This is a genomic window from Bradyrhizobium ferriligni, from assembly GCF_056837965.1.
Genome location: NZ_JBXEJO010000025.1, coordinates 92,790 through 108,203 on the forward strand (window position 1 = coordinate 92,790; position 15,414 = coordinate 108,203).

17 protein-coding genes are annotated in these 15,414 nt (G+C 65.2%); 8 read left to right on the forward strand and 9 right to left on the reverse strand.

Going from position 1 to position 15,414, the window contains the following annotated elements; translation table 11 throughout:
* Window positions 1-33: 33 nt before the first annotated feature.
* From AC1VNY_RS16940 to AC1VNY_RS16950, 3 genes are all read left to right on the forward strand, one after another.
* Window positions 34-330 (forward strand): hypothetical protein, encoded by a 297-nt coding sequence (locus AC1VNY_RS16940; RefSeq protein WP_482406014.1) that lies wholly within the window; start codon window positions 34-36, stop codon window positions 328-330.
* Window positions 331-747: 417 nt separating this feature from the next.
* On the forward strand, window positions 748-2,880 hold the full coding sequence (gene flhA, locus AC1VNY_RS16945; protein WP_304496722.1) for a flagellar biosynthesis protein FlhA: 2,133 nt from the start codon (window positions 748-750) through the stop codon (window positions 2,878-2,880).
* 385 nt (window positions 2,881-3,265) lie between these two features.
* Entirely contained in the window at window positions 3,266-3,466 is a 201-nt protein-coding gene (locus AC1VNY_RS16950) for a hypothetical protein (protein WP_028341260.1), read from the forward strand.
* A 193-nt stretch (window positions 3,467-3,659) separates the two neighbouring features.
* Here the strand turns inward: AC1VNY_RS16950 and AC1VNY_RS16955 are convergent, their stop codons facing one another.
* The 4 genes from AC1VNY_RS16955 to fliI all read right to left on the reverse strand — a co-directional run bounded on the left by AC1VNY_RS16955 (window position 3,660) and on the right by fliI (window position 7,235).
* Entirely contained in the window at window positions 3,660-4,631 is a 972-nt protein-coding gene (locus AC1VNY_RS16955; protein WP_482406015.1) for an anti-sigma factor, read from the reverse strand.
* Between the two features lie 3 nt (window positions 4,632-4,634).
* Complete coding sequence (locus AC1VNY_RS16960) at window positions 4,635-5,180, reverse strand: sigma-70 family RNA polymerase sigma factor (RefSeq protein ID WP_482406016.1); 546 nt, start codon at window positions 5,178-5,180, stop codon at window positions 4,635-4,637.
* 201 nt (window positions 5,181-5,381) lie between these two features.
* Window positions 5,382-5,801, reverse strand: a complete 420-nt coding sequence (gene fliJ / locus AC1VNY_RS16965) for a flagellar export protein FliJ (RefSeq protein WP_016848565.1) — start codon at window positions 5,799-5,801, stop codon at window positions 5,382-5,384.
* 108 nt (window positions 5,802-5,909) lie between these two features.
* On the reverse strand, window positions 5,910-7,235 hold the full coding sequence (gene fliI, locus AC1VNY_RS16970; RefSeq protein ID WP_482406017.1) for a flagellar protein export ATPase FliI: 1,326 nt from the start codon (window positions 7,233-7,235) through the stop codon (window positions 5,910-5,912).
* A 367-nt stretch (window positions 7,236-7,602) separates the two neighbouring features.
* On the opposite strand from fliI, the gene ctrA reads away from it, so the two are divergent.
* The 5 genes from ctrA to AC1VNY_RS16995 all read left to right on the forward strand — a co-directional run bounded on the left by ctrA (window position 7,603) and on the right by AC1VNY_RS16995 (window position 10,841).
* Window positions 7,603-8,304 (forward strand): response regulator transcription factor CtrA, encoded by a 702-nt coding sequence (ctrA, locus tag AC1VNY_RS16975; RefSeq protein ID WP_016848562.1) that lies wholly within the window; start codon window positions 7,603-7,605, stop codon window positions 8,302-8,304.
* A 167-nt stretch (window positions 8,305-8,471) separates the two neighbouring features.
* Window positions 8,472-8,876: a DUF350 domain-containing protein gene (locus AC1VNY_RS16980; protein ID WP_057015189.1), complete on the forward strand. Its 405-nt coding sequence runs from the start codon at window positions 8,472-8,474 to the stop codon at window positions 8,874-8,876.
* A gap of 16 nt (window positions 8,877-8,892) precedes the next feature.
* Window positions 8,893-9,324: a hypothetical protein gene (locus tag AC1VNY_RS16985; RefSeq protein ID WP_482406018.1), complete on the forward strand. Its 432-nt coding sequence runs from the start codon at window positions 8,893-8,895 to the stop codon at window positions 9,322-9,324.
* A gap of 105 nt (window positions 9,325-9,429) precedes the next feature.
* Window positions 9,430-9,651: a hypothetical protein gene (locus tag AC1VNY_RS16990; protein WP_482406019.1), complete on the forward strand. Its 222-nt coding sequence runs from the start codon at window positions 9,430-9,432 to the stop codon at window positions 9,649-9,651.
* A gap of 32 nt (window positions 9,652-9,683) precedes the next feature.
* Window positions 9,684-10,841 (forward strand): glutathionylspermidine synthase family protein, encoded by a 1,158-nt coding sequence (locus tag AC1VNY_RS16995; RefSeq protein WP_482406020.1) that lies wholly within the window; start codon window positions 9,684-9,686, stop codon window positions 10,839-10,841.
* Window positions 10,842-11,002: 161 nt separating this feature from the next.
* On the opposite strand, the gene AC1VNY_RS17000 is transcribed toward AC1VNY_RS16995, so the two are convergent.
* From AC1VNY_RS17000 to AC1VNY_RS17020, 5 genes are all read right to left on the reverse strand, one after another.
* Window positions 11,003-11,875, reverse strand: coding sequence for a CheR family methyltransferase (locus tag AC1VNY_RS17000; RefSeq protein ID WP_482406021.1), 873 nt, complete (start codon window positions 11,873-11,875; stop codon window positions 11,003-11,005).
* Window positions 11,872-13,038: a protein-glutamate methylesterase/protein-glutamine glutaminase gene (locus tag AC1VNY_RS17005; protein WP_482406022.1), complete on the reverse strand. Its 1,167-nt coding sequence runs from the start codon at window positions 13,036-13,038 to the stop codon at window positions 11,872-11,874. The genes AC1VNY_RS17000 and AC1VNY_RS17005 overlap by 4 nt, the downstream gene beginning before the upstream one ends.
* 75 nt (window positions 13,039-13,113) lie before the next feature.
* A complete protein-coding gene (locus tag AC1VNY_RS17010; RefSeq protein ID WP_018273268.1) occupies window positions 13,114-13,479 on the reverse strand; it encodes a response regulator in 366 nt (121 codons plus the stop codon).
* Window positions 13,480-13,542: 63 nt separating this feature from the next.
* Window positions 13,543-14,013: a chemotaxis protein CheW gene (locus AC1VNY_RS17015; RefSeq protein WP_155262142.1), complete on the reverse strand. Its 471-nt coding sequence runs from the start codon at window positions 14,011-14,013 to the stop codon at window positions 13,543-13,545.
* Window positions 14,014-14,035: 22 nt separating this feature from the next.
* Window positions 14,036-15,414: response regulator (locus AC1VNY_RS17020; protein WP_482406023.1), on the reverse strand; the 1,379-nt coding region annotated here is incomplete at its 5' end.

Here is a 15,414-nt window from a genome sequence, read left to right on the forward strand (position 1 = left end):
GACGTGGGTTCAGGGTGGGCCAGGAGGCTCGTCATGAAATCACACGTGGTCCCTTTCGAAAATCGCTGGACCAACGGCAAGCATGCCTGGGAGTGGCACTGCGAGCTCGAGCGGCTGGGCGTGCCGACGGTCCGGACGATGTATTGCGAGCATGAGACCCACCATCGCAACAAGTCGGCGGTGGTGTTCGACATCCCCGCGGGCTTTGTCCACGACTGGCTGGCCTTCCACGACCGGCGCACCGCCCGGCAGCAGCTCTTGTGGCGCGCCAGCGTCATCACGCTCGGCATCATCGCCGCATCGGGCGTCGTGCTCGGTGCGCTCAGATAGAGGCCGCAAGGCCGGCGGCGTCATCCGTGGCCATCCTTCGAGACGCCCGCCTTTGGCGGGCTCCTCAGGATGACGCCGTCTGCGGGGCAAAATCCTGGTCTGGACCCTCATGATAAGGAGCGCCGCTTGCGGCGCATCTCGACCACGAGGCCCTCTCACCCCTGCTCCCAGCCGCGAATCCCCCATGCCCGGCGCCTGCGACGACCCGTGCGGTCGCGCGAAAGCACTTATTAACCCTTTGCTAACCATACACCCGGCAAGAATTGCCGAGTGAAGTCGAGTGTCGTCGAACGCGTCTAACGGGCGGAGATCCCCGTGAACGCCAGCGCGGTGCCTCACTTTCGGAACGGCGGCCCTGCGGCCGTCGCGCAGACGCTTGGCGGCCGCAGCCGCCAGTCGCGGGGGAGAGCGGCTACCATGGTCGACATCACGGCAGGTCAGGGCACGGCAGGCAAGAGCGGATTGCCGAGCCTCGGCGAGATCGGCGACATCCTGAAGCGCGGCGATATCGCGCTGGCAATCGGTGTCCTCACCATCCTGGTGGTGCTGATCCTGCCGCTGCCTTCGATCGTGCTCGACCTTTTCCTGGCGGTCTCGATCACGGTCTCGATCCTGATCCTGATGACCTCGCTGTTCATCCAGGCGCCGCTGGAATTCTCGTCGTTTCCGACCATCCTGCTGATCTCGACCATGCTGCGGCTGTCGCTGAACATGGCCTCGACCCGGCTGATCCTGAGCCACGGCCATGAGGGCACGGCGGCCGCCGGCCACGTCATCGAGGCGTTCGGCAACTTCGTGATGGGCGGCAACTTCGTGATCGGCATCATCGTGTTCGCGATCCTGGTGATCGTGAATTTCGTGGTCATCACCAAGGGTTCGGGCCGCATCGCCGAAGTCGCGGCGCGCTTCCAGCTGGACTCGATGCCCGGCAAGCAGATGGCGATCGATGCCGACCTCTCCGCCGGCCTGATCGACGAGAAGGCCGCCAAGGAGCGCCGCAAGGCGCTGGAAGACGAGAGCGGCTTCTTCGGCGCGATGGACGGTGCCTCGAAATTCGTCCGCGGTGACGCCATCGCCGGCCTCTTGATCGTCGGCATCAACATCGTCGGCGGCATCATCATCGGCGTCGCCCAGCAGGGCCTCTCCTTCAGCGAAGCCGCCCGCACCTACACCGTGCTGACGGTCGGCGACGGCCTCGTCACCCAGGTGCCGGCGCTGATCGTCTCGACCGCCGCGGGCCTCCTCGTCTCCAAGGCCGGCATCACCGGCGCCGCCGACAAGGCGCTGATGCGCCAGCTCTCGGGCTATCCGCAGGCGCTCGGCATGTCGGCCGGCGTGATGCTGGTGCTGGCGCTGCTGCCGGGCATTCCGACGCTGCCGTTCCTGGCGCTGGGCTCCGGCGCCGCGGTGCTGGCCTGGAATGCACGCAAGCAGAAGCGGGCTGCGAAGGCGGCCGAAACGGCGGCAGCCGCCGCCCCGGCCGCAGCCGCGGCCGCGGCCGCTGCAGCCGCGGAGGAGCCGATCGCCGCCGCACTGAAGATCGACGACCTCAAGATCGAGCTCGGCTACGCGCTGCTGCCGCTGGTCAACGGCCCCGACGGCACCGACCGCCTGACCGAGCAGATCAAGGCGCTGCGCCGCTCGCTTGCCATCGAGATGGGTTTCGTGATGCCGGCGGTGCGCATCCTCGACAACGTCCAGCTCGAAGCCAACAGCTACGTCATCAAGATCAAGGAAGTCGACGCCGGCACCGGCAAGATCTGGCCGAGCCAGTTCATGGTCATGGACCCCGCCGGCAACCAGGTGCAACTGCCCGGCATCCACACCATCGAGCCGACCTTCGGCCTGCCGGCGACCTGGGTCGACGCCGGCCTGAAGGAGGAAGCCGCGCTGAAAGGCTACACCGTGGTCGACGCCGCCACGGTGCTGTCAACGCATCTGACCGAGCTGCTCAAGACCAACATGGCGGACCTGTTGTCCTACGGCGAGGTGCAGAAGCTCTTGAAGGACCTGCCGAAGGAGCAAGGCGAGCTGATCAAGGACATCGTGCCGGGCCAGGTCACTGTGTCGGGCATCCAGCGCGTGCTGCAATTGCTGCTCGCCGAGCGCATCTCGATCCGCGATCTCTCGACCATCCTCGAGGGCATCGCCGACGCGCTGGCGTTCTCGCGCAATCCGGCCACCATGGTCGAGCACGTTCGCGCCCGGCTGGCCCGCCAGATCTGCGCGCAAAACACCTCGCCGAACGGCTATTTGCCGCTGATCGCGCTGTCGGCGCGCTGGGAGCAGGCGTTTGCGGAATCGATCGTCGGCCAGGGCGACGACCGCAGCCTGGCGATGCAGCCCTCGAAACTGTCGGAGTTCATGACCGCCGTGCGCAACGCCTTCGAGCAGGCGGCGCGCGAGGGCGAGGCGCCGGTCCTGGTGACGTCGGCCGCGATCCGGCCGTTCGTTCGCTCACTGGTGGAACGGTTCCGCTCGCAGACCACCGTGTTGTCGCAAGCCGAGATCCATCCCCGCGCCCGGCTGAAGACGGTCGGCAGCGTTTAGGGCCTCTTGTTCGGAAGCGTTTTCTTCACGCGAGCCGGGCGTCCACTTCGCGCGAAAACGCGCTAGCGGCCGCAAATCACTTGCGTTTTCGTCTGTGTTTTCTCGCCACAGGCAACTGATTTATCTGGAACAGGCCGGAACGGCCCTATCTGGGATGCAACATTCCAGCACCAACTCAAGACACTGATATTAAATAGATTTAATGCGTTTCAGATTACCAAAGGGTCATTTTTGATCGCGCCCGATCACGTCTCATCACGGCCTTGTGATGGCCTCTAGGGAACGGAATCGGCAAATCCTACGTTAGCGGGGCACGAGACGTTGAACCGGACAACAGACCGAACCGACAGATTTACTGAGAGCAGGAAGGCGGCAGGAGACTTCCATGAACCACTCGATCTACAGCGCCGATCGTATGACGCACCTGAAGATTGTGGTCGTGGCGTTGTTCGCCGGTATCCTGGTCGCGGGCTTCGGCATCGCGGCACATAATTCGTCGGATGATGGATACACGCAGACGGCGCGGGTCATGAAGGCCGGCAAGCCCGTCGCGATCACCAGCACCAGCAACTCGCTGGTCCGCTAACAGGAGAGTTTCACGAATTCACGTAGTGTTCTTTACAGCCCCCCAAAGTCGCTGCGTGGATATTTAAGACCCCCAACTACCCCCAAGTTGACTATCGAAAACGCCCGCTCCCCACGGGCGTTTTCTTTTTTTCGGGTGGCCGGAGCGGCGCAATGACGAGCACCCTGGATTCAGTTGCTGCAGCAGGCGCAAATTACCGCGGTGTCGAACCCGGCGCAGGCGGCACGGTCTCGATCAGCTTGCCGGTGAAGATCGGCGCCGAGGTCGGCTGGCCGTTCGGCGAACCGCCGGCCTGCTCGACGGTCACCGCATAGGTGGCGCCGTTGATCACGTCGGGGTCATAGCCCGACAGCACCGGACGCGCGGTGAAATCATCAGCGCCGATCACGCCGAGCGAGCGCGGCTGCGGCAGCTTGTCTGAGATCAGCCAGAGCTCAAAACTCCTGCCGGGCTCCGACGCGGCGCCGACCTTGCGGACGGTAAAATTCTTGGTCGCGCCGTCGATCGTCAGGATGAAGGCCGGCCCGCCGTTCTGCCCCTGCAACAGCGCGACATACTGCGCGGACGGCGTCAATGCCGGCGCCGGCGTCTTCACTTCGACGGTCTGGATGCGCGGCTTTGGCCTCATCGCATTCGGCAAGGCGTCGGGCTTGTAAATCTGCAGGCCGAGCGTCGCCAGCAGGGCGGCCGCGATCGCGGTCGCGGCCGACGCGATACCGCGCCAGCGCTTCACGCGGCCCGTAAGCGCGGTCACGTTGCGTTCGTCGAAGATGACCCGTGGCTGTCGGGCCTCGGGCAGCCTGCGGATCTCGGACGGCGGCTGGGGCTGGTCCGGATCGAACGCCGAGCCGAATTCAGGATCGTCCGTGATCGGCGAAGGCGGCGGCGTCACTGTCGTGGCCGGCGTCTCCGGCAGCACCAGCGGCGCCTGCGGCGCGCTCGCGTGGCCGATCGCCGCCTTGATGTTGTCCCAGACCACCGGACGCGGCTCGACCAGGCCGACCATCTGATTCAGCGGACCGAGCCTGAACTGCCAGGCCTGCACCAGCGCTGCGAACTCGCTGTCGACGGCCATCATGGTCTCGACCTGCGCGCGCTCCTCGGCATCGAGCGTACCGAGCGCATATTCCGCGGCGAGCGCGATATGGTCTTCGCTATAGGCCATCAATCAGAGTCCAAGACACTCCCGGATATCCATCAGGCTGCGGCGCAGCCAGGTCTTCACCGTGTTCACCGGTGTCTCGAACTTTGCGGCGAGCTGCTCGCGGCTCCAGCCGTTGTAGTAGGCGAGCAGCACGAGCTTCTGACGATCCGGCTCCAGACGACCGACGCACTCCAGCAACCGCTTCAACTCTTCCGTCATTTCCCGTCGCGCCAGCGGATCGGGCGAGTCGGCGGCGACCTCCATCGCGGTCGGCTCGTCTTCGAGCGATACCTCGCCGCGCTTGCGCACCACGTCGATGGCGCGGTTGCGCGCGATCGACGTCATCCACGTGATCGGGGAAGACAGGGCTGGGTTGAACTGCCCGGCGCTGTTCCAGATCTTGACGTAAGCCTCCTGGAGGACCTCCTCGGCGAGATCCTGTCGCCGCAAGATACGGAGCACGACGCCGAAGAGTTTCGCGCGGGTCGCGGCGTACAGCCGCTCAAAGGCGGCCTCATCCCCCTTGGCAACGGCGGCGATCAGCCAGACCAGCTCAGCCGGCGTCAGCACTTTGCGCCCTCCAAGCCTCGATCCCCCATCGCGTCATTGCCATCGTGCCGCCGATCATCCCGTCCGGACCGGTGGTAGCATATTTTGGGACACCACGATCCGCCAAATGGCCGACAGGTCGCCGGCTTGTGGACAGCGCCCAGCAAAAAGCCCGGGCGATCGGCCCGGGCTCTCAATCTGGTCGGCGGAGGGAGCGAGGGTTCAGGCGATGACGCCGAGACGGGCCCGCATCAGGCCGATCGAATCCATGTCGGCTTGTTCGCGAGCGCTCTCCTCCGCGCGTTCGCGCGCTTGGTCGCGCTCGTCGAGCAGCTCGACCTTCTTCAATTCCTCGAATGCCTCCGACAGCAGCGCCTTGGCGTCGTCGAGCTGGGCGCGCAGTTCGTCGGCCGAACGGGTCAGGTTCTCACGGCGCTGGATCGCGGCCTTGGCATAGGTCGGATAGGCGAAGTGCGTGGGGTCGTTGATCCCGGCGCGCTCCTGCTCGGTCTGGATCTCGCGCTCGAGCTCGACCGACATGCGCTGGAAGTCGGCGATCATGCCTTCGATCTGGGTAACCCGACGGCGCTTTTCGTCGACCTGAAATTTCTTCAGGCGGATCAGCGTTTCACGTGACTTCATCGACTCATACTCCCCAGAAGTCCCAAATCTGAACGCGGGACAGAGCCGGCTCCCCGCTGGGCCCCGCCGGCATAGCTATGGTGTGCCGGCGATGATGGCCTGACAAAGTTAGCGTTCCGTTTCCAAACCCGACAGGATTTGAGCCAGTTGCCGGTAGCCGTCGGGAAGGCTGGTCGCCTCGTCCTTGGCCTGGCGCAGGTAGGCCTCCAGCGGCTCATGCAGCCGGATCGCCTCGTCGACCTCCGCGCTGGAACCCGGCCGGTAGGCCCCGAGCCGGATCAATTCCTCCATGTCGGCATAGGTCGCCATCACCTGCCGTGCCTTGTTGATGTAGGGCAGGAAGTCGGGGTCGGCCGACCGCGGCATGGTGCGCGACACCGACTTGAGGATGTTGACGGCCGGATAGCGGCCGCGCTCGGCGATCGCCCGCTGCATCACAATATGACCGTCGAGGATGCCGCGCACCGCATCCGCGATCGGCTCATTGTGATCGTCGCCGTCGACCAGCACCGTGAAGATCGCGGTGATGGTGCCGTCGCCGGTGCCCGGCCCTGCCCGCTCGAGCAGCTTCGGCAATTCGGTGAACACGGTCGGCGTGTAGCCCTTGGCGGTCGGCGGCTCCCCCGCCGAGAGGCCGATCTCGCGCTGCGCCATCGCAAAGCGCGTCACCGAGTCCATCAGGCACAACACGTCCTGGTCCTCGTCGCGGAAATACTCCGCGATGGCGAGCGTCAGATACGCCGCCTGGCGCCGCATCAGCGCCGGCTCGTCCGAGGTCGCGACCACCACGACCGAGCGCGCCAGCCCTTCCTCGCCAAGATCCTCCTGGAGGAATTCCTGCACCTCGCGGCCGCGTTCGCCGATCAGCCCGATCACCGAGATCGCGGCATCGACGTTGCGCGCCAGCATCGACAGCAGCACCGACTTGCCGACGCCCGAGCCGGCGAAGATGCCGAGCCGCTGGCCGCGGCAGCAGGTCAGGAAGGTATTGAGACCGCGCACGCCGAGATCGAGCGGCGGGCCGACCCGCTTGCGCGAATGCGCCGGCGGCGGCGAGTTGCGGTAGGACATCGGCGAGGCGCCCTGCACGAGCGGGCCCTTGCCGTCGATCGGCTCGCCCATCGCGTTGACGACGCGGCCGAGCCAGGCCGGCGACGGCCGCACCTGGCTCGCCGCATTGGCGATCACCGCGCGGCAACCGCGCCTCACGCCATCTAATCCGCCGAACGGCATTACGACCGCGTTCTCGCCGGAGAAGCCGATCACCTCGGCGGGGATGAAGCGGCCCGCGCCGACGTCGATCACGATGCGGGCGCCGACCGACATCGCGTGAATGGGGCCCGCGATCTCGACCATCAGCCCGCGGACGCCGACCACACGGCCATAAATATTGACGCCGTCGATGTCGCCGATCTGCTCCGCGAGCGCCTTCATTGCGAAAACCTTAAGTTTCCACGATTTTGCGCCGGCCGCTTAACTTCGTGTTTACCCGCATCATTAATCATTGCGTCACTGTCTTTGGTGACTGAGGTCGCTTGCCCATCAGAAGAAGGGCGAGTCGCGAGAGTCGGTTAGGCCCGGCTCTTAATGTGGAAACTGAACGAGCGCGGTTAGGAAAAGCTTCTTCTACGCAATATCTTAGGGCGATTCGACAAAAATTGCACGGTTAGAACTTGCGTCGAGGAATCAGTTTTTGTTAACCATATCTCGTCAGGATCCGAATCAGTTGTTCAAAGGCGTTTTGTGAGTGCCGCAAGTGCGGCCGACCTGACGCCCGGAGCGGCGACTATAGGGGACTGGCATGCGCGTTTTGCTGATTGAAGATGACAGCGCCGTCGCGCAGTCGATCGAATTGATGCTCAAGTCCGAGAGTTTCAACGTCTACACGACGGACCTCGGCGAAGAGGGCGTCGATCTCGGCAAGCTTTACGACTACGACATCATCCTTCTCGACCTCAACCTGCCCGACATGTCCGGCTACGACGTGCTCAAGCAGCTCCGGGTGTCGAAGATCAAAACTCCCATTCTGATCCTCTCCGGCCTCGCCGGCATCGAGGACAAGGTCAAGGGTCTCGGCGTCGGCGCCGACGACTACATGACCAAGCCCTTCCACAAGGACGAACTGGTCGCCCGCATCCACGCGATCGTGCGCCGCTCCAAGGGTCACGCCCAGTCGGTCATCCAGACCGGCGATCTCGTCGTCAATCTCGACACCAAGACGGTCGAGGTCGGTGGCCAGCGCGTGCACCTGACCGGCAAGGAATACCAGATGCTGGAGCTGCTCTCGCTCCGCAAGGGCACCACGCTCACCAAGGAAATGTTCCTCAACCATCTCTACGGCGGCATGGACGAGCCGGAGCTGAAGATCATCGACGTCTTCATCTGCAAGCTCCGCAAGAAGCTCGCCAATGCCTCCGAAGGCCGCAACTTCATCGAGACCGTGTGGGGCCGTGGCTACGTGCTGCGCGAGCCGCACGAGGCCGACGAGCGCATTCCCGCCTGACCTTCTGGGCCCGCAGAGAACCGCAAGGTTCGCTCCTTTCGACCTGAACCCCGCCGTAAATGGCGGGGTTTTTGTTTGGGATTGAACCGGCTGTCGGCATGCGCCGACCAAGGGAACGTGCAATCCTGCCTCGCGCGAATCCCGACGAACTCCCGGACCGCCCCGACATGATCCTGCAATCCCTCGCCGGCCTGCCGGCGTTCCTGGTCTATTTCTGCACGGCGCTGATCGCCGTGGTCGCCTACCTCTTCGTCTACACGCGCGTCACCCCGCACGACGAATTCCAGCTGATCCGCGACAACGATCCGGCGGCGGCGATTGCGCTGGGCTTAAGCCTACTCGGCTTCGTGCTGCCGGTGGTCAGCGCCATCGCCCACTCCGCCAATGTGGTGGACTGCCTGATCTGGAGCATCATCGCGCTGATCGTGCAGATCATCGTCTATTACATCGTGAAGATCCCGGTGCCGAACCTGTCGGGGCGGATCGCCTCCGGCGAAATGGCGCCGGCGATCTGGCTCGGGCTGTCCTCGCTGGCCGCAGGCGCGCTGAACGCGGCCTGCATGATCTACTGAGCCGTTGAGCCAAACCATGGCGCGCAAACCGAACCCGGACTTCGGCAAACGGCGACCGGTCGTGCCGGCGGTGCCAACGCCGCCGCGGCCGGAGGCGCCATCCAAGCGCTCCAACCACGTCGCGCTGCTCTTGATGGGCACGCTCGCGGTCGGCGGCAGCGCCTACGCGCTGATGCCGCGGCCGAATTGCCACCCGGTGCCGCTGACGCCGCCGGGCGTCACCGCACCGGGCGTCGCCGCGCCGGTCCCGCCGCAACCCGGCGTCGACTGCACGGCGCGCAGTTCGTCGTCCGGATCGGGCGGCAGCGGCGGCTCGTCGCGCAGCAGCTTCTACAGCAGCTCCTCGTCGAGCGGCTCCTCTTCTTCCTCGAGCTCATCGTCAAGCTCGTCGGTGAGCCGCGGCGGCTTCGGTTCATTCGCGCATGCGTTCGGCTTCAGCGGCGGCTGATGCAAGTTGCCGTGTCATCGCCATGTCATCCCGCTTTCGCTTGCCCGGCGAACGCAGCTGATGGAAACTCGGCGCTCCGCAGACGGCAAGGCAGGGATTGCGTCCATGAAACGCTCGCGCCGCGTATGGCTGAAATTGATGGGAAGTATCGCGATCGGCGCGGCGTCGATGGGCCTGACGACAAGCCATGCCCGCAGCCACCATCACCACGCAGGACACGACGCGAAGCGAAAGCCCGCGGAACGGTCGCCGTCCGGCGGCTTCGGCGGCGCGCCGCGCACTATCGCCCGCTACGGCGACGACGATCCGTCGCATGGCGGAAGCTGACACCAGGCTGACGAGCGAACGGGTTTCCCCTCATGCAACGCATCGCATGTCCCGAACGCGACGATTGGCGGACGACTGCCGAGAATGCCGGCTTCACCTTCCACACCATCGACGGCGAACGTTACTGGGACGAGCGCGCCTATTACGCCTTCACGCTGGACGAGATCGAGCGCTCGATCGAGGCGCCGACCGGCGAGATCGACGCGATGTGTCTCGAGCTCGCCGGACGCGCGGTCAGGGATGAGCGCTATCTGCGCCGGCTGAAGATACCGGAGACGTTCTGGGATCTGATCGCGGCAAGCTGGCGCCGCAACAATCCGAGCCTGTACGGCCGGCTCGATCTCACCTTCGACGGCCGCGGCCCGGCCAGGCTGCTCGAATACAATGCCGACACGCCGACCTCGATCTTCGAGGCCGCGGTGTTTCAATGGACCTGGCTCGAACAGGCGATCCAACGCAACATCATCCCGAAGCGCGCCGACCAGTTCAACTCGATCCACGACCGGCTGATCGAGGCCTGGAAGAGGATCGGCGCGACCCACCCGCTGCATCTCACCGGACTGACCGGAAATCCCGAGGACGCCGGCACGCTCGCCTATCTCGAGGACACCGCGGCGCAGGCCGGGCTGAAGACCACGCTGCTCGACATCGAAGAGGTCGGACTGCGCGACGACGGTCAGTTCGTCGACCTCGATGAACGCCCGATCGCGCTCGCGTTCAAGCTCTATCCATGGGAATGGATGTTCCACGACGCGTTCGGCAAGAACCTCTCGACCGCGCCGACGCAATGGATCGAGCCGCCGTGGAAGGCGATCCTCTCCAACAAGGGCATCCTGCCGCTGCTCTGGGAGATGTTCCCGAACCATCCCAATCTGCTGCCGGCCTATTTCGAGGACGACCCGCAGGCCGCCCAACTCGGCACGTCGTTCGTGCGCAAGCCGATCTATTCGCGCGAGGGCGCCAATGTCGAACTGGTCAGCGCCGGCGTCACGCTGGTCGCCGAGCAAGGCCCCTACGGCGCCGAAGGCTTCATCCGCCAGACGCTGGCGCCGCTGCCGAATTTTTCAGGGCAGTACCCGGTGCTCGGCAGCTGGCTGGTCGACGGCACGCCCTGCGGACTCTCGATTCGGGAAGACGAAAATCCGATCACCGGCAACACCTCGCGCTTCCTGCCGCACGCGATTTTGTAGCGGTGTCGGTCGTCCCGTTCCCCGTCATCCTGAGGAGCCGCGAAGCGGCGTCTCGAAGGATCGACGGCCCGGCTGGTGGCCGTGCATCCTTCGAGACGCGCGCAAGAGCGCGCTCCTCAGGATGACGGGGAAACAATTGACGATCGCTCAGGAAAGCGCACTCACCGCGCGGCGGACGCAACCGCCTTCAGCACATGCAGCGCGGCGCCGGCGCGCGCGACTGGCGCAGTGTTCGGCTGATACAGCCCGCGCCGGTCGGGATAAGGCCTGAACAGATTAGTGATGCCGACCACGGATTCCGCCGCACCAAGCGCCAGCACGCCGTCAGGCTCGAGCATCCGGGCCACCTTGCCGAAGATGCCGGCCTTGGTCTGCTGATCGAAATAGATCAGCACGTTGCGGCAGAAGATCACGTCGAACGTGCCGAGATGCGAGACGTCCTGCAGCAGATTGAGCTGGCGATGCTGCACCATGCCGCGGATATCGGTGTTCAGCTGCCAGAGCTCGCCCTTCTGCACGAAATACTTCACCAGCAGCTGGATCGGCAGGCCGCGCTGCACCTCGAACTGGCTGAACAGGCCGGCCTTGGCCTTTTCGAGCACCGCCTGCGACAGGTCGGTGGCGATGATCTCGATGCGCCAGCCGGCAAACAGCGCGGTCATCTCCTTCAGCAGCATCGCGATCGAATACGGCTCCTGCCCGGTCGACGACGCCGCGCACCAGATACGCAAGCTGCGGCGCGCCGCGCGCGCCTGCGCGAGTGCGGGCAGCACCGCTTCCTTCAGATGGTCGAACGGGATCTTGTCGCGAAAGAAGAAGGTCTCGTTGGTGGTCATCGCTTCGACCACCTCCGATGTCAGCAACTCCGCGCCGCCCTTCATCCGCTGCACCAGCTCGGGAATTCCGGCGAGGTTCGACCGGCGCGCCAAGGGCAGCAGGCGACTCTCGACGAGATATTGCTTGTCGGCGGAGAGATCGAGGCCGGAACGCTCTTTCAGCAGCTTACGCAGATACTCATAGTCCAGCGGCGTCACGAACGGTCTCCCGCAAACACGCGAACAAGCTTCGGTGCGATCTGATTGAGCGGCAGCACCGCGGCGCAGATGCCGGCATTGACCGCGGCACCGGGCATGCCCCACACCACGCTGGTCGCTTCGTCCTGGGCGATCACGCTGCCGCCGGCGGCGACGATGTCCTTGCCGCCGCGCATGCCGTCGGAGCCCATGCCGGTCAGGATCACCGACATGATGCTGCCCTGCCAGACGTCGATCGCGGAGGTGAACATCGGATCCACCGCGGGCTTGCAGAAATTGACCGGTGGCCCGTCGTCGAGCGCTATCGTGGCATCGACGCCGTGGCGCGCGATGCGCATGTGGCGCCCGCCCGGTGCCAGATAGATCTGACCCGGCTTGATGCTCTCGCCGTCGATCCCCTCATGCGCCGGCCGCTTGCTGGTGCGCGCCAGATGCTCGGCGAGAATGGTCGTGAAGGTCGGTGGCATGTGCTGGGTGATCAGCACCGGGAAGCGATCGATCACCGGGCCGATCTCGGCGACCAGCGTCATCAGCGCCTGCGGTCCGCCGGTCGACGAGCCGATCAGCAGCACCTTGGGCGGCAGCAGGCCGAACGAACGGCGCGTGACCTGGGCCGGCGCCGTGTGCGCGGCAGCGGGAGCCGACGGACGCGGTCTGTCATGACCGGGCGCAAGCGGCGGGCTTGCCGTCGTGTGCACCGGGCTGCGGCGCGCCTTGGCGCCGAGATGACGGATCTTCTGGATCAGGTCGTGGCGGAAGGTTTCCGCGGCGGTGGCCTCGCGCGTGCTTTCCGGCTTCGGAATGTAGTCGGACGCACCGAGCGAGAGTGCCTTCAGGCTGATCTCCGCGTTGCGGCGGGTCAGCGTGGAGGCCATGATGACGACGAGATCGCGCTTCTTCGCCAGCAGCTGCGGCAGCGCCGAGATGCCGTCGAGGTCGGGCATCTCGATATCGAGCACCGCGACATCGGGGTTGATGCGCTCGAGCTGGTTGACGGCGTCGAGGCCGGTGCGCAGCGAGGCGACCACCTCCATGTCGGGCTCGGCGCCGATCCAGCGCGAGATCATCCCGCGGATCACCACGGAATCGTCAACCACCATCACCCGCACCTTGTCGGTACGGGTCGATGTCGGGACCGCAGTACTTGTCAACGCAACACTCATGACTTCACCAGCGACGCAACACGACGCACAACAACCGTTGAGCCGAAGGCTTCTGCCGCCGGATCGAACGTAGAGTTAAATCAAACCGACTTCCTGGAACTTCGCGGTGACGATGTCCCGGTCGAACGGCTTCATGATGTACTCGTTGGCACCGGCATGCAGCGCGCGTGCGATATGCGCGACGTCATTCTCGGTGGTGCAGAACACGACCTTGGGCTGATCGCCGCCGGGCATGCGGCGGAGATTGCCGAGAAACTCGTAGCCGTCCATGACCGGCATGTTCCAGTCGAGCAGCACCGCTTCCGGCATCGCGCGCTTGCAGGCTTCGAGCGCCTTAGCGCCGTCCTCGGCCTCGACGATCTGGAAATCGAGCCCTTCCAGGATGCGGCGGGCGACCTTGCGAATGACGCTTGAGTCATCGACAACAAGACAGGTTCTCATTTGCGACCTCTACTTCCTCATCCCCGGTGGGATGTTTCAGTTCTTCTGTTCTATCGGCCCTGTTCACGCCGCCTTGGCGTCGGGCACCAGTTCGAGCACGCGATCGACATCGAGGACGACCATGAGCTGGCCGTCGAGGCGATGGACGCCGCCGGCGAGCTTGGCCATGCGGGGATCGAGATTGACCGGGTTGTCCTCGCGGCTGTCGTCGGGCAGCCGCAGCACCTCGCCGATCTGGTCGATCAACAGGCCATAGGATTCGCCGCGCTGGTCGACGCCGACCGCCATCGGAGGCTTACCGTCGTCGGCCTTCGGCAGCCCGAGCCGGGCGCGCATGTCGACCACGGTGACGATGCGGCCGCGCAGATTGAGCACGCCGGCGATCTCGCTGGAGGCCAGCGGCACCCGCGTCAGCCGCTCCGGCATGAACACGTCCTGCACCCGCGAGATCGGCAGCCCGAACAGCTGCCCGCCGATCACGGCGGTGACGTATTCGGCCATCGCGCCTTCGCTGGTCTCGGTCTTGCTGGTCATCGATGTGTTTCCCTGAATCCCATCAAGCCGCTTTCCGGATCTCGGCGGTCTGCTCTTTCAGCGCCGCGATCAGCCCGGGACGATCAAACTTGGCGACATAGTCGTGGAAGCCGGCCTGCCGGCCGCGCTCGATCGCCGCCGGCGACACCATCGCCGACAGCGCGATGATCGGCAGCCCGATCAGGTTATGGTCGCTTCGGATGTTCTCGGCGAACTCGAAGCCGTTCATCTCGGGCATCTCGATGTCGGTCAGCACGACGTCGAAGCTTTGTCCCGAACGCAGCGCGGCGAGCCCTTCCTGCGCGCCGCCCGCGGTCCGCACCTTGTAGCCGGCGGCCTTCAAGACCGGCGCCAGCATGTTGCGGAAGAACGCCGAGTCATCGACCAGCAGCACCGACTGCGCCGAGGCCGACGGGCGCATCTCCTTGCGCGAGAACCAGTCGGCGAACGCCATCGGCAGGAAGTGGCCGACGTCGATCACCTCGGTGGCCTGGCCCTTGATCACGGCCGAGCCGAGGATGCCGTCCTGCGAACCCGCGACCTCGATGTTGAGCCGCTCCTCGACGATGTCGATGATCTCGTCGACCACGAGCCCCATCGAGCGGCCGTCGTCGGCGAACACCAGGATCGGCTGCGAGCCTTGCGACTGCACCTCGACGCCGGCCATCTGCACCAGCGGCATCAGCTGCTCGCGATACTGCACCATGTAGCGGCCGTTCGAGAGCTCGATCTTGTCGGTTGCGATCTCCTCCAGCCGGGTGACGAGGCCGAGCGGCACCGCCTTGGGCTGCGAGGAGCCGGCGCGGAACACCAACAGCGAGGTCAGCTGCTCGCCGCTTGCGGCATGCGCCGCGGCATGGTCGTCGGCAAGGTCATGGGCCGAGGAGCCGGACGCGCCGAGCGCTTTGGCGATGCCGTTGGGGTCGATGATCATGATGACGGCGCCATCGCCCAAAATGGTGTTGCCGGAGAACATGTCGATGTGTCGCAGCTTGGTCGACATCGGCTTGACCACGATCTCCTCGGTATGGAACACGCCGTCGACCACGATGCCGAAGGTCTGGCTGCCCACTTGCGTGACCACGATGAAGCCGTTCTCGGCGTCGGTGGTGGTCGCGCCGTCGTCGATCTTCAGCAGCTTCTTGAGGTGGATCAGCGGCAACAGCTTGTTGCGCAGCCGCAAGACCGCGGTGTCCTTGATCCGCTCGATGCGGTGCTCGGAGTTGGCGCGGGCCCGCACCAGCTCGACCACAGACAATTGGGGAATCGCAAAACGGTCGCCGCCGGCTTCCACGATCAGCGCGGAGACGATCGCCAAGGTCAGCGGGATCTTGATGGTGACCGAGGCGCCCTCGCCGGCCACGCTCTTGATGTCGATGGTGCCGCCGATCTGGTCGATAT

Bases quoted from the DNA above. Each gene is read 5' to 3' on its own strand.
- AC1VNY_RS16940 (WP_482406014.1), top strand. From the start codon at position 34: ATGAAATCACACGTGGTCCCTTTCGAAAATCGCTGGACCAACGGCAAG.
- flhA (WP_304496722.1), top strand. From the start codon at position 748: ATGGTCGACATCACGGCAGGTCAGGGCACGGCAGGCAAGAGCGGATTG.
- AC1VNY_RS16950 (WP_028341260.1), top strand. From the start codon at position 3,266: ATGAACCACTCGATCTACAGCGCCGATCGTATGACGCACCTGAAGATT.
- AC1VNY_RS16955 (WP_482406015.1), bottom strand. From the start codon at position 4,631: ATGGCCTATAGCGAAGACCATATCGCGCTCGCCGCGGAATATGCGCTC.
- fliJ (WP_016848565.1), bottom strand. From the start codon at position 5,801: ATGAAGTCACGTGAAACGCTGATCCGCCTGAAGAAATTTCAGGTCGAC.
- fliI (WP_482406017.1), bottom strand. From the start codon at position 7,235: ATGAAGGCGCTCGCGGAGCAGATCGGCGACATCGACGGCGTCAATATT.
- ctrA (WP_016848562.1), top strand. From the start codon at position 7,603: ATGCGCGTTTTGCTGATTGAAGATGACAGCGCCGTCGCGCAGTCGATC.
- AC1VNY_RS16980 (WP_057015189.1), top strand. From the start codon at position 8,472: ATGATCCTGCAATCCCTCGCCGGCCTGCCGGCGTTCCTGGTCTATTTC.
- AC1VNY_RS16985 (WP_482406018.1), top strand. From the start codon at position 8,893: ATGGCGCGCAAACCGAACCCGGACTTCGGCAAACGGCGACCGGTCGTG.
- AC1VNY_RS16990 (WP_482406019.1), top strand. From the start codon at position 9,430: ATGAAACGCTCGCGCCGCGTATGGCTGAAATTGATGGGAAGTATCGCG.
- AC1VNY_RS16995 (WP_482406020.1), top strand. From the start codon at position 9,684: ATGCAACGCATCGCATGTCCCGAACGCGACGATTGGCGGACGACTGCC.
- AC1VNY_RS17005 (WP_482406022.1), bottom strand. From the start codon at position 13,038: ATGAGTGTTGCGTTGACAAGTACTGCGGTCCCGACATCGACCCGTACC.
- AC1VNY_RS17010 (WP_018273268.1), bottom strand. From the start codon at position 13,479: ATGAGAACCTGTCTTGTTGTCGATGACTCAAGCGTCATTCGCAAGGTC.
- AC1VNY_RS17015 (WP_155262142.1), bottom strand. From the start codon at position 14,013: ATGACCAGCAAGACCGAGACCAGCGAAGGCGCGATGGCCGAATACGTC.